This window comes from Bradyrhizobium sp. UBA2491 (genome assembly GCF_002341725.1).
GTDB lineage: Bacteria > Pseudomonadota > Alphaproteobacteria > Rhizobiales > Xanthobacteraceae > Bradyrhizobium.
Genome location: NZ_DDOP01000079.1, coordinates 1 through 12,364, shown reverse-complemented (window position 1 = coordinate 12,364; position 12,364 = coordinate 1). Strand labels below are relative to the sequence as shown.

Here is a 12,364-nt window from a genome sequence, read left to right as displayed (position 1 = left end):
GGCAACAAGGACGACTGGTTCGGCTCGCCGTTCATCGTCAAGCTCGCTGTGATCGCAGCCGCCAGCCTCACTTTGTTCATCTGGATCGAGCTCGTGGTCGAGAAGCCGCTGATCCGGCTGCGCCTCTTGACCCAGCGCAGCTTCGGCTTCGGCACCATCTCGGCGGTGTTCGTCGGCTTCGCGCTGTTCGGCTCGGTCTATCTGCTGCCGGCCTATCTCGGCCAGGTGCAGCGCTACAACGCCGAGCAGATCGGCCAGGTGCTGGCCTGGACCGGCCTGCCGCAGCTCATCCTGATCCCGCTGGTGCCGAAGCTGATGCAGCGCTTCGATGCCCGCTTCATCGCCTTCACCGGCATGCTGCTGTTCGCGGTCTCGTCCTTCATGAACATCCAGATGTCGCTCGATTACTCCGGCGACCAGTTCTTCGTGCCGAACATCGTCCGCGCGATCGGCCAGGCGATCATGCTGGCGCCGCTGTCGGCCGTCAGCCTCGGCAGCGTCGCGCCGCAGGATGCACCGGCGGCCTCCGGCATCTCCAACATGATGCGCAACCTCGGTGGCGCGATCGGCACGGCGCTGCTGTCGACCATCGTCACCAAGCGCGAGCAGTTCCACTCCAACATCATCGGCCAGTCCGTGCACCTCGGCCGCGAGGAAGTGCGCACCCGGATCGCCGAAGTCACCAACTACTTCCTGAGCCACGGCGTCGCCGACCCCGCCACCGCACACAACCAGGCGATCGTGGCGATCGGCAACATCGTCAAGCGCCAGGCACTGGTGCTGGGCTTCAGCGACGCCTTCGCCGTGATCGGTATCGTGCTGGTGCTCGCCGCGATCGCGATCCTCTTGACCGGCAAGCCGAAGAACACCGCCGGCGGCGGCGCGGCGCACTGACCTCTCGCTTTTCCCCCGGGCGGCGGCTTCAGGCCGCCGTTCGATTCCTAGCTGGCCTCGCGCAGCTTGAAGCGCTGGATCTTGCCGGTCTGGGTCTTCGGCAGCGCCTCGACGAAGGCGATCGCGCGCGGATATTTGTATGGTGCGATGGTCGCCTTGACGTGATCCTGCAACAGCTTGATCTCGACATCGTCGCTGCGCGCGCCCTGTTTCAGCACGATGAACGCCGAGACGATCTGGCCGCGCTCCTCGTCGGGTGCGCCGATCACGGCGCATTCGGCAACATCGGGATGGCCGAGCAGCGCCGTCTCGACCTCGGGACCGGCGATGTTGTAGCCCGCCGAGATGATCATGTCGTCGGCGCGCGCCACGAACGACAGCCGGCCGTGCTCGTCGCTGACGAAGGCATCGCCGGTGATGTTCCAGCCGTCGCGGACATATTTGGTTTGCCGGGAATCCGCGAGATAACGGCAGCCGGTCGGGCCACGCACCGCGAGCTTGCCGACCTGCCCCGCCGGCAGCTCGTTCATCTCCTCGTCGACGATCTTCGCCTCGTAGCCGGCGACCGGCGTGCCGGTGGTGCCACCGACCGCGCTGCCGGTGCGGTTGGTGATGAAGATATGCAGCAGCTCGGTGCTGCCGATGCCGTCGAGGATCGGCTTGCCGGTCTTCCTGGTCCAGCTTTCGAACACCGGCGCCGGCAAGGTCTCGCCGGCCGAGACCGCGAGCCGCAGCGACGACAGGTCGGCGCCCTTGTCCATCGCCGCCATCATCGCGCGATAGGCGGTCGGAGCGGTGAAGCAGATCGTGGCCTTGTAGGTCTCGATGATCCGGATCATCTCGCTCGGCGCCGCGTTCTCCAGCAAGGTCGCGGTGGCGCCGAAGCGCAGCGGGAAGATCGCAAGCCCGCCGAGGCCGAAGGTGAAGGCAAGCGGCGGCGAGCCGACGAACACGTCGTCGGGCGTCACGCCGAGCACCTCCCTGGCATAACCGTCGGCCACGATCAGCAGATCGCGGTGGAAATGCATCGTCGCCTTCGGTTCACCCGTGGTGCCCGAGGTGAAGCCGAGCAGCGCAACGTCGTCGCGACCGGTCTTCACCGCATCGAATCTGACCGGCTTGTTGAGCGCGATCCGGTCGAGCTCGGCGTCGTGGTTTTGCGTGCCGTCGAAATTGACCACCTGCTTGAGGAATTTGCTGGTCTTGGCGCAGGCCACCAGCTCGTCGGCGATGCGGCTGTCGGTCAGCGCCAGCGAGATCTCGGCCTTGTCGACGATCTTGGTCAACTCGCCGGCGCGCAGCATCGGCATGGTGTTGACGACGACGGCGCCGGCTTTCGTGGCCGCGAGCCAAGCCGCGACCAGCGCCGGGTTGTTGCCCGAGCGGATCAGGACGCGATGGCCGGGCTTGACGCCGTAATTCTCCACCAGCGCATGCGCCAGACGGTTCGACCAGTCGGTCAATTCCTTGTAGGTCCGCTGGCGGCCGTTGCCGATCAGCGCAATGCGATCGCCCATGCCCTGCGCGACGATGCGGTCGGTCAGTTCGACCGCGGCGTTGAGATAGTCGGGATATCTGAACTCGGGACGGTCGAGCAGCAACTGCGGCCATTGCCCTGGCGGCGGCAGGTTGCGCCGCGCGAAATCGTCGACATGCCCGGATGGGCCGAGCCCGGGAAATTCATCTGACATTCGATCGCCCCTCGCTTTCCATCCAGAAAGGCCAAAGACCAATATCGAGAAGACCAGTATCGAGGACGCCCGGCAGCGTTCCAATCGCCAATCATTTTATACTTAAAATAATTTGGCGCAAGGGTGGAGAATGACCGTGCCCCCTGTACTCTCAGACCTGCGTGAGCTGCTTCAGCCGCGCGACGATCGCCGACGCCGGGTCGGCGAGCGGCGCGATCGCCGTGAAATGATTGGCATCGGGCACGGTGCCGAACCGTGTCGCAACGCCCGCTCCGCCCCAGACATCGACGATGGTCCGGCTCTGCCGGTGATATTCGGCGCTCTCGGCGCCGCCGACGACGGCATCGAGCGTGGCGCCTGCCGGCGCGGTCCAGAACAACGGGCTCGCCGCCCTCGCTGCGGCGCGGTCGAGGCCGAGCGCCTTGTTGATGCTGGTGCCGACCAGCGGCTCCAGCTCGAACAGGCCTGATATCGCGTAAGCAGCCCTGACTAGCTTGCCCGGCAGCGACGCATCATAGGCCGGCCAATCGGTCGCCAGCATGCATGCGGCAAGATGTCCGCCGGCGGAGTGGCCCGACACCACGAGCGGCCGGCCGAGCCTAGCCAGCTCGCGGCACGCCGCACGCATCTCGCCGATGATGTCGTCGATCGAGACGTTGGGACAGAGATCGTAGCTCGGCACCGCGACGCTGATGCCGTGGCCGTTGAGGCCCCGCGCGCAGTGGCTCGACGACGAGCCGTCGAGCGCCTGCCAGTAGCCGCCGTGGATGAAGACCACGATCGGACCGTCGCGATCACCTTGGAAGAGGTCGATGACGTTGCGCTCGCCCGGACCATAGCTCAGCCGCCGCGGCGGATGCTGTTCGCGATAGGCGGCTGCGTCCCTCGCCCAGCCGGCCATCAACGCCGGATTCTCCGGCACCCGCGCCCGGTTGTTGTACTCGACCTCGTAATCGATCTCGCTCACGGCTTAAGCGGTCCTCGCCTTGGCGGAGCGCTGCGCTGAACCCTTGGCCTTGGCAAGCAGCCGCATCAGTTCGCGGATATCCTTCGGCGAGAGGTCGCCGAAGATATCGGCGATCCATTTCTCATGCTCGGCCGCCATCTTGCGGAATTCGGCCCGGCCGAGTTTCGTGAGCCGGATGAATTGCACGCGACGGTCGGTCTCCGAGGTGCGGCGATCGAGATGGCCCGACTCCACCAGGCGCTCGACCAACCCGGTGACGTTGCCGTTCGATACCATCATCCGCTTCGACAAATCCGACAGCGTCATGCCGTCGGACACCTTGTCGAGCTGGGCCATCAGGTCGAACCGCGGCAGCGTGACGTCGAATTTTTCGCGCAGCCGGCTGCGCACCTCGCCCTCGATCAGCGTGGTGCAGGTCAACAGGCGCAACCACAGCCTGAGCTCGGTGCCGTGATCGTCGGGCAGTTCGACGGCTTTGGTTTCGGAATCGAGGATCATGCGGCGATCATGCCTCCGCGGCGGGTTCCGGTCGGACCGATTGGTTTGAGCTTCAAGCAATTCGCAGCGCCCCGCAAGGACAATTGCGAATCCTGCGCGATGCATCGCGGCAATCCTGCAATTTCTTTAGACTTCAAGCAATTGGCGTGGCGCTTGCATGTCGCGCCGCCATCGACCTGACGCCGTGCCACATCGCTTGCAGCGGTTGCGCGCGTCAGACTAAGCTGCGGCCAAGCTGGAAAGGCATCACGACTATGCTTTGGGGGAGTGACATGAGGCATCTGACGAAACTCGTGGGATTGGCGGCGCTGCTGGGGATCGCGGCGACCCCGGCAGCCGCACAGCAGAAGATCAAGATCGGCGTGCTGGTGACGACCTCCGGACCTGCCGCGGCGCTCGGCCAGCAGGTCCGCGACGGCTTTGCGCTCGCGGTCAAGGACCTCGGCGGCAAGATGGCCGGCCGCGACGTCGAGATCGTCAATGCCGACGACGAGCTCAAGCCCGACGCGGCCGTGGTCAAGGTGCGCGGCCTGCTCGAGCGCGACAAGGTCGATTTCGTGGTCGGCCCGATCTTCTCCAACATCCTGCTGGCGATCCATCGCCCGGTCACCGACAGCAAGACCTTCCTGATCAGCCCGAATGCCGGCCCCTCCAGCTTCGCCGGCAAGGAATGCAACCCGTTCTTCTATGTGACGTCGTACCAGAACGACCAGGTGCACGAGATCCTCGGCAAGGTGGCGCAGGACCGCGGCTACAAGCGCGTCTATCTGCTGGTGCCGAACTATCAGGCCGGACGCGATTCCGTCGCGGGCTTCAAGCTCGACTACAAGGGCGAGATCGTCGAGGAGTCCTACACGCCGCTGAACACGCTGGATTTCCAGCCTGAACTGTCCAAGATCGCCGCGCTGAAGCCGGACGCGCTGTTCACCTTCATGCCGGGCGGCATGGGCGTGAACCTGGTGAAGCAGTACAAGCAGGCCGGCGCCACCGTGCCGGTGCTCTCCGTCTTCACCGTCGACGAGTCCACCCTGCCGGCGCAGCAGGACGCCGCGGTCGGCATGTTCGGCGGAGCGAACTGGGCGCCTGACCTCGACAATCCCCAAAGCAAGAAGTTCGTCGCCGCCTATGAGGCCGCCTACAACGGCGTGCCCGGCACCTATGCCATGCAGGCCTATGACGCGGCGCTGTTGATCGACAGCGCGGTCAAGGCGGTGAAGGGTGATCTCTCCAACAAGGACGCGGTCGCGGCGGCGCTGAGGAAGGCCGACTTCACCTCGCTGCGCGGTAACTTCAAGTTCAACAACAATGGCTATCCGATCCAGGATTTCTATCTCACCAAGGTCGCGAAGCGGCCGGACGGCAAATTCCAGACCGAGATCGTCGAAAAGGTGTTCTCGAACTATGGCGACCGCTACGCCAAGGACTGCGCCGCCAAGTAGGACACACAGCGTTTTCAAGCGAAGTGGATACCGGTTCGCGTGAAGAAAACGCGTCAAACAAAAGAGAGGGAAACATGACGAAAGACGAGATCGCCGGCATCACCCGCGCCAATGAAGGCATGCAGGGCATTTCCTGGAGCATCCTCGGCCAGACCTACGTGCCGAAGACACGCACCGAGCATTCATTCTCCTGGCACGCCACCTTCCCGCCGGGCACCTTCGTGCCGCCGCACATCCATCCCGACCAGGACGAATATCTCTACATCCTGGAGGGCAAGCTCGACTTCATGCTCGACGGCGCCGATGAATCCGCGACACCCGGCGACCTGGTGCGCCTGCCGATGGGCAAGCCGCACGGCATCTTCAACAAGTCGCAGCAAACCGCCAAGACGCTGTTCTGGGTCTCACCCACCCGCAGGCTCTATGACCTGTTCTGGGCGATCCACAACATGAAGGAGCAGAACCCGGACGACGTGGTGCGGCTCGCCGCGGAGCACAACATCCACTTCCTGCCGCCGCCTCCCGGCTAGGAAACTCTCTCCGTCATCCCCGCGCAACGGCTACTCCGTCATCCTGAGGAGCCGCGAAGCGGCGTCTCGAAGGATGCACGGCCCCGCTCGTGGCCGTCGACCCTTGGAGACGCGCTTCGCGCTCCTCAGGGTGACGGATCGGATATTTGCTTTCTACTGCCGTGCCACCACGCGCGCAGCGAAACCGGCCTTCGCCGCGTAGCCGCGTACGATCGCCTCGCGGGCCTCGTAATTGAGGATGGTATCGACGTCGGTAAAGCCCTGCGGGGCGAGTTGCTCGACGGCGTCGATCACCCCCTCCGGTCCGCCGCGGCGGTTGGAGGCGACGATATCGGCGGTCATCGGTAAACGCTGCCGCTCATAGGCCGCCAGCGCCTGGCGCGGATGCTCCGATCGCGCCAGCATGTCGGCGAGGCAGCGCGCATCGAGGATCGCCTGCGACGCGCCATTCGAGCCAACCGGATACATCGGATGCGCGGCGTCGCCGAGCAGCGTGACGCGTCCGCTCGACCAATAGGGCAAAGGATTGCGATCGCAACACGGATACTCCCAGAACTCCGGCGTCGCGTTGATCAGGCCGGCGAAATCGACCTGCGGGATCGTGAACCCGGTGACATAGGGCATCATCTCCTCGCGCCGGCCGAGATTGGACCAGCCCTCGCGCCGCGGCGGCGGCGAGGAGCCGTCGCCGATCCGTACCAGCACCGCCCAGTTCGTGAGCCGGCTCGCGGGGCTCGAGCCCGGCGCGATCGGATAGATCACGGCTTTGGCGTTCAGCCCGCCGGCGATGATCATCGAACGTCCGGTCAGGAAGGCCGGCCAGTCGGTGGCGCCACGCCACAGCATCAGCCCGTTCCAGCACGGCCCGCCTTCGTCCGGGAACAGCGTCTGCCGTACTTTGGAATGAATGCCGTCGGCACCGATCAGGATGTCGCCACGCGCGGTGTGCACATGGGCCCCGCTGCGATCGAAGAAGTAGGCCGAGACACCGCCCTCGTCCTGGGTGAAGGAGCCGAGCCGGCAACCAGTGCGGATCGCATCCGCGCCGAGACGGTCGATCACCGCCTGGTGGATCACGCCTTGCAGGCGACCGCGATGAACGGAGAACTGCGGCACGTCGTGGCCGGCATCGAGCCCGCGCTTCTCGTGCCAGACCTGCTGGCCATGCCGCGTCAGATAGAACAGCTCATGGGTGCGGATCGCGACCTCGTCGAGCCTGTCGAGCAGGCCGAGCCCCGCCAACTCACGAATCGCATGCGGCAATGTGTTGATGCCGACACCGAGTTCGCGGATCGTCTCCGACTGCTCGTACAACTCGCAAGCGATGCCGCGCGAGCGCAGCATCAGCGCGGTGGTGAGGCCCCCGATCCCGCCTCCGACGATAATCGCCTTCATCGTCCCTTACTCCACTCACAACAGGACGTTTTTACGCTTTGACCTAGGGTCGCATGGCCGGTTACTCGGCCGCAAGCGGGTTTGTCGTCCCGTGCTGGGATCGACCTGCGAGGGTTGGGCTTAGGATTAACGTTCTCACAGCGCGTTCCCTTCTATCCCCGTCACCCTGAGGAGCCGCGAAGCGGCGTCTCGAAGGGTCGACGGCCACCAGCCGGGCCGTGCATCCTTCGAGACGCGCGTACCGCGCTCCTCAGGATGACGGGTTTAGCGGCGCATCATAGTTAATCCGGCAGCACCGCGATGGCCTGGATTTCCACCTTGGCGCGATCCTCGATCAGGCCGGCAACCTGGATCGCGGTCATCGCCGGAAAGTGCCGGCCGATGATGTCGCGATAGACGGTGCCGATCTCCTTCAGCCGCGCCGAATATTCCTTGCGGTCGACGAGGTACCAGGTCATCGACACGATGTGCTCGGGCCTCGCGCCGCCAGCGGCGGCGACGGCTGCGATGTTGCGCAGGGTCTGGCCGATCTGCGCGACGAGATCGTCGGTCTCGAACACGCATTGCCCGTTCCAGCCGATCTGGCCCGCGATGAAGAGCTGTTTGCCGCGTGCGGCCATGCCATTGGCGTAGCCGATCGGCTTGGCCCATCCTTCCGGTTGCAGGTTCTCGATCATCTCAATTGCCCTCGAAGGCGGGTTTCTGCTTGGCGGCAAAGGCCTCGAAGGCGCGGCGGAAATCGCCGGTCACCATGCAGATCGCCTGTGCCTGCGCTTCGGACTCGATCATCTCGTCGACGCCCATCGCCCATTCCTGGTTGAACATCGTCTTGGTCACGCCATGCGCGAACCATGGGCCATCCGCGAGCGAGCGCGCCATGTCCTGCGCGGCGGCGGCCAGCTCGGCCGCCGGCACCAGGCGATTATGAAAGCCCCACGCAAACCCTTCGTCGGCGCTCATCGCGCGACCGGTGTAGAGCAGATCGGCGGCGTGGCCCTGCCCGATCACGCGCGGCAACAATCCGCAAGCGCCCATGTCGGCGCCGGCAAGGCCGACGCGGGTGAACAGGAAGGCGGTCTTGGCCTGTGGCGTCGCCAGCCTGAGATCGGAGGCCAGCGCCAGCATCGCGCCGGCGCCCGCACAGATGCCGTCGATCGCGGCGACGATGATCTGCGGGCATTTGCGCATCGCGCGCACCACCTCGCCGGTCATCCGGGTGAAGGCCAGCAGGTCCGGCATCGCCATCCGCGTCAACGGCTCGATGATCTCGAACACGTCGCCGCCGGAGCAGAAATTGCCGTCGGCACCGGTCAGCACGATGGCGCGGACGTCGGAAGCGTATTTGAGGTTGGTGAAGAGGTCGCGCAGCTCCTCGTAGGATTCGAAGGTCAGCGGGTTCTTCTTGTCTGGCCGGTTCAGTGTGATGGTCGCGACACGGCCGCTGGCGTCGGTCGACCAGCGGAAGTGTTTTGCCGGATAATCCTTGAACGGACGGAGCTTGGCTTTCATCTCGGACATGGCGTGTTCCTTCACCCGGTAAAGACTTCGCCGCCGGCAACCGCGACGGCTTGTCCATTGATTGACGATGCACCTTCGGAGGCCAGCCAGAGGATGCTGTCGGCGACCTCCTCCGGCGTCACCAGCCGCTGCATCGGATTGACCTTTGCCAGCGCGGCGCGGGCTTCCTGTTCGCTGCGGCCGGTCTTGGCGACGATGTTGGCGGCGGCATCGGCCACCAGCGGCGTGTCGGTGTAGCCGGGACAAACCGCGTTCACGGTGACGCCGCGCCGCGCATATTCCAGCGCCAGCGAGCGCGTCAGGCCGACGACGCCGTGCTTGGCGGCAACATAAGCGGAGACATAGGCATAGCCGGTGAGCCCCGCGGTCGAGGCAACATTGATCACGCGCCCGCGACCGCGCTGCGCCATCCCGGGCAGCACCGCGTGCGTCACCAGGAACACGCTGGAGAGGTTGCTCGCCAGCATGTCCGCCCACAACGCCGCATTCGTCTTGTCGAACGGCGCGCTGCCGGCCTTGCCGGCATTGTTGACGAGGATATCGATCGGGCCGGCCGCGGCCTCGATCTCGGCGACACCCTTGGTCACCGCGGCTTCGTCGGTCACGTCGATCGACACGACGGCACCCGCCGGCTTGCCGAGCGACGATGCCGTCGTCTTCAGCGCATCGATCCGGCGCCCGGTGATGCTGACGCGTACGCCGGCGTTTGCCAGCGCGATCGCCGTGGCGGCGCCGATGCCGGAGCCGGCACCGGTCACCAGCGCGTGTGCGTTGGGCCAGAAGCGTGTCATGCCTTCACCCCCGCGGCTGCGCGTTCCAGATTGGCCTCGTATTGCGATTTGCCCGACACATATTGCTTCGGCCAGGCGATCTGCTTGACGCCGATCTTCGCGGCCTCGTGCAGCGTCCAGGCCGGGTCGGCGAGATGCGGCCGCGCGATGGCGCAGAGGTCGGCGCGACCGGCGGCGATGATCGAGTTGGCGTGGTCCGCCTCCGAGATCGCGCCGACCGCGATGGTGGCGATGCCGAGCTCGTTGCGGATCTTGTCGGCGAACGGCGTCTGGTAGAGCCGGCCATAGACTGGATGGTCGTCAGCCCAGACCTGGCCGGACGAGCAATCGATCAGGTCGGCACCCGCGTCCTTGAACAGCTTCGCAAAAGCCAGCGCATCTTCCGGTGTGTTGCCGCCCTCGGCCCAGTCGTGACAGGACAGCCGGACCGACATCGGCCTGCCCTCCGGCCACACCGCGCGGATGGCACGGAACAGCTCCAGCGGATAACGCGCGCGGTTCTCGATCGAACCGCCATACTCATCGGTGCGGCGGTTAGTGAGCGGCGAGAGGAAGCTCGACAGCAGATAGCCGTGGGCGCAATGCAGCTCCAGAATATCGAACCCGACACTGGCGGCGCGCCGTGCCGCTGCGACGAACTGGTCGCGCACCTCGTCCATCTCGGCGCGGCTCATCGGCTCCGGCACCTGGCCGTCGGCCAGATAAGGCACCGGCGACGCCGACACCAGCGGCCAGTTGTGGTCCGGCAGCGGCGCGTCCATGCCCTCCCAGGCGACGCGGGTCGAGCCCTTGCGGCCGGCATGGCCGAGCTGGATGCCGATCCTGGCTTGCGAGTTGCGATGCACGAAGTCGACGATCCGCTTGTAGGCCACCGCCTGCTCGTCATTCCACAGCCCGCAGCAGCCGGGCGTGATCCGCGCTTCCGGCGAGACGCAGGTCATCTCGGTGAACAAGAGACCAGCGCCGCCGAGCGCGCGCGAACCGAAATGCACCAGATGGAAATCGTTCGGCACGCCCTCCTCCGCCGAATACATCGCCATCGGCGAGACGATGATCCGGTTGGCGAGCGACAGGCCGCGAATCCGGAACGGCGTCAGCATCGGCGGGGTGACGCGGTCATTGCCGGCGGGCACGCCGCTGCGCTCCGCGAACCAGCGCTCATAGCCTTCGAGCCATGCCCTGTCGCGTAGCCGCAAATTCTCGTGGCTGATCCGCTGCGAGCGGGTCAGGAGCGAATACATGAACTGCTCCGGCTCCAGCGTATCGGCATAACGCGAGCCGACCACCTCGAACCATTCCATCGCGTTGCGCGCCGCGTTCTGGATCCGCGCCACATCGACCCGACGCAGCTCCTCATACGCCTTCAGCACCGCGGGAATGCTGTCCCGCGTCGCACCGTGCTGCTTGAACTGGTTGGTCAGCTCGATCGCATCCTCCAGCGCGAGCTTGGTGCCCGAGCCGATCGCGAAATGCGCGGTGTGCGCGGCATCGCCCATCAGCACGACATGGCTGTTGCCGTTGAACGTCGTCCATTTGCCGCAGATCAGCCGCGGGAACGACAGCCAGGCCGAACCGCGCAGGTGTCGCGCGTTGGAGACCAGATGATGCCCTTCGAGGATTTCGGCGAACACGTTCTCGCAGAACGCGATGGATTCGCCCTGCTCCATCCTGTCGAGGCCGTGGGCGAGATACGCCTCCTCGGTGGTCTCGACGATGAAGGTCGCTGCGCCCTCCTCGAATTTGTAGATGTGCGCCTGGAACCAGCCGTGCTCGGTCTTGCGAAAGTCGAAGGTGAAGGCATCGAACGGCCTGTTGGTGCCGAGCCAGATATAGCGGTTCGGCCGCATCAGCATGTCGGGCTGGAACGCGTCGCTGTATTTGGCGCGGGTCTTCGAGTTCACACCGTCGCACGCCACGATGAGATCGGCGTCGGGGAATTCGAGATCGGAATTGACCTCGCGCTCGAAGATCAGCTCGACGCCGAGCTCCTCGGCCCGTGCTTGCAGGATGTTGAGCAGCCGCTTGCGGCCGATGCCGACGAAGCCGTGGCCGGTGGTGCGCATCCGCCGGCCCTTGATCAGGACCTCGATGTCGTCCCAATGGTTGAACGCCTGTTCGATGGTATCGGCGGTGGCCGGATCCCATTTGCGCATGTTGTCCATGGTCGCATCGGAAAACACCACGCCGAAGCCGAACGTGTCGTAGGGCCGGTTGCGCTCGACCACGGAAACGACGTGCGCGGGATCGAGCAGCTTCATCAGGATGCCGAAATAAAGCCCGGCCGGCCCGCCTCCAATGCAAACGATGCGCATGGCGTTCTCCCGTTGGGTCCGGCCGCCGGGGCAGGTTTCTCCCGCCAGCCGATACCGGCATATTATTTTATACTTAAAATAATTGTCAAGGCCGGTTGCCGCCCTGCTCCACGCTCGTCATCGCCCGGCTTGACCGGGCGATCCAGTATTCCAGAGGCGGCTGTGATTGTACCGATAGGCCGCGGCGTACTGGATCGCCCGCTTTCGCGGGCGATGACAGTGTGGAATGCGGCTTGTCTCTGTCATTCCGGGGCGACGCGAAGCGTTGAGCCCGGAATCCATCGGCCGCACCAACGGCGGCGCAATGGATTCCGGGTTCTCGCTTCGCG

At 65.2% G+C, this 12,364-nt stretch carries 10 protein-coding genes and 1 pseudogene; 3 read left to right on the top strand and 8 right to left on the bottom strand.

Annotated elements, in window-relative coordinates; genetic code table 11:
• Nucleotides 1-894 (top strand): annotated as a pseudogene (locus B2W55_RS26770) (MFS transporter); the annotation flags it as partial.
• 47 nt (nt 895-941) lie between these two features.
• On the opposite strand, the gene B2W55_RS26765 reads toward B2W55_RS26770, so the two are convergent.
• The 3 genes from B2W55_RS26765 to B2W55_RS26755 all read right to left on the bottom strand — a co-directional run bounded on the left by B2W55_RS26765 (nt 942) and on the right by B2W55_RS26755 (nt 4,050).
• Nucleotides 942-2,585, bottom strand: coding sequence for a benzoate-CoA ligase family protein (locus tag B2W55_RS26765; protein WP_024579674.1), 1,644 nt, complete (start codon nt 2,583-2,585; stop codon nt 942-944).
• 151 nt (nt 2,586-2,736) lie between these two features.
• On the bottom strand, nt 2,737-3,552 hold the full coding sequence (locus tag B2W55_RS26760; RefSeq protein WP_024579673.1) for an alpha/beta hydrolase: 816 nt from the start codon (nt 3,550-3,552) through the stop codon (nt 2,737-2,739).
• A 3-nt stretch (nt 3,553-3,555) separates the two neighbouring features.
• Complete coding sequence (locus B2W55_RS26755; protein ID WP_024579672.1) at nt 3,556-4,050, bottom strand: MarR family winged helix-turn-helix transcriptional regulator; 495 nt, start codon at nt 4,048-4,050, stop codon at nt 3,556-3,558.
• 272 nt (nt 4,051-4,322) lie between these two features.
• On the opposite strand from B2W55_RS26755, the gene B2W55_RS26750 reads away from it, so the two are divergent.
• Both B2W55_RS26750 and B2W55_RS26745 read left to right on the top strand, forming a co-directional pair.
• Nucleotides 4,323-5,489 carry an ABC transporter substrate-binding protein gene (locus B2W55_RS26750; protein ID WP_024579671.1) on the top strand — a complete coding sequence of 389 codons (1,167 nt, stop codon included), beginning with the start codon at nt 4,323-4,325 and terminating at the stop codon, nt 5,487-5,489.
• Between the two features lie 74 nt (nt 5,490-5,563).
• Entirely contained in the window at nt 5,564-6,019 is a 456-nt protein-coding gene (locus B2W55_RS26745; protein ID WP_024579670.1) for a cupin domain-containing protein, read from the top strand.
• Between the two features lie 153 nt (nt 6,020-6,172).
• On the opposite strand, the gene B2W55_RS26740 is transcribed toward B2W55_RS26745, so the two are convergent.
• The 5 genes from B2W55_RS26740 to B2W55_RS26720 all read right to left on the bottom strand — a co-directional run bounded on the left by B2W55_RS26740 (nt 6,173) and on the right by B2W55_RS26720 (nt 12,035).
• The gene (locus B2W55_RS26740) at nt 6,173-7,414 is read right to left on the bottom strand and encodes a flavin-dependent oxidoreductase (protein WP_024579669.1); all 1,242 of its coding nucleotides are present in this window, start codon (nt 7,412-7,414) and stop codon (nt 6,173-6,175) included.
• A gap of 281 nt (nt 7,415-7,695) precedes the next feature.
• Nucleotides 7,696-8,091 carry a RidA family protein gene (locus tag B2W55_RS26735; protein WP_024579668.1) on the bottom strand — a complete coding sequence of 132 codons (396 nt, stop codon included), beginning with the start codon at nt 8,089-8,091 and terminating at the stop codon, nt 7,696-7,698.
• Between the two features lies 1 nt (nt 8,092).
• Nucleotides 8,093-8,932 (bottom strand): enoyl-CoA hydratase family protein, encoded by an 840-nt coding sequence (locus B2W55_RS26730; RefSeq protein ID WP_024579667.1) that lies wholly within the window; start codon nt 8,930-8,932, stop codon nt 8,093-8,095.
• An 11-nt stretch (nt 8,933-8,943) separates the two neighbouring features.
• Complete coding sequence (locus B2W55_RS26725) at nt 8,944-9,723, bottom strand: SDR family NAD(P)-dependent oxidoreductase (protein WP_024579666.1); 780 nt, start codon at nt 9,721-9,723, stop codon at nt 8,944-8,946.
• Complete coding sequence (locus B2W55_RS26720; RefSeq protein ID WP_024579665.1) at nt 9,720-12,035, bottom strand: bifunctional salicylyl-CoA 5-hydroxylase/oxidoreductase; 2,316 nt, start codon at nt 12,033-12,035, stop codon at nt 9,720-9,722. Before B2W55_RS26720 ends, B2W55_RS26725 begins: the two co-directional genes overlap by 4 nt.
• Between the last annotated feature and the right edge of the window lie 329 nt (nt 12,036-12,364).

What these genes read in the sequence shown, in the direction of transcription:
- B2W55_RS26745 (WP_024579670.1), top strand. Translation starts at nt 5,564, where the DNA reads ATGACGAAAGACGAGATCGCCGGCATCACCCGCGCCAATGAAGGCATG.
- B2W55_RS26740 (WP_024579669.1), bottom strand. Translation starts at nt 7,414, where the DNA reads ATGAAGGCGATTATCGTCGGAGGCGGGATCGGGGGCCTCACCACCGCG.
- B2W55_RS26735 (WP_024579668.1), bottom strand. Translation starts at nt 8,091, where the DNA reads ATGATCGAGAACCTGCAACCGGAAGGATGGGCCAAGCCGATCGGCTAC.
- B2W55_RS26725 (WP_024579666.1), bottom strand. Translation starts at nt 9,723, where the DNA reads ATGACACGCTTCTGGCCCAACGCACACGCGCTGGTGACCGGTGCCGGC.
- B2W55_RS26750 (WP_024579671.1), top strand. Translation starts at nt 4,323, where the DNA reads ATGAGGCATCTGACGAAACTCGTGGGATTGGCGGCGCTGCTGGGGATC.
- B2W55_RS26720 (WP_024579665.1), bottom strand. Translation starts at nt 12,035, where the DNA reads ATGCGCATCGTTTGCATTGGAGGCGGGCCGGCCGGGCTTTATTTCGGC.
- B2W55_RS26730 (WP_024579667.1), bottom strand. Translation starts at nt 8,932, where the DNA reads ATGTCCGAGATGAAAGCCAAGCTCCGTCCGTTCAAGGATTATCCGGCA.
- B2W55_RS26765 (WP_024579674.1), bottom strand. Translation starts at nt 2,585, where the DNA reads ATGTCAGATGAATTTCCCGGGCTCGGCCCATCCGGGCATGTCGACGAT.
- B2W55_RS26755 (WP_024579672.1), bottom strand. Translation starts at nt 4,050, where the DNA reads ATGATCCTCGATTCCGAAACCAAAGCCGTCGAACTGCCCGACGATCAC.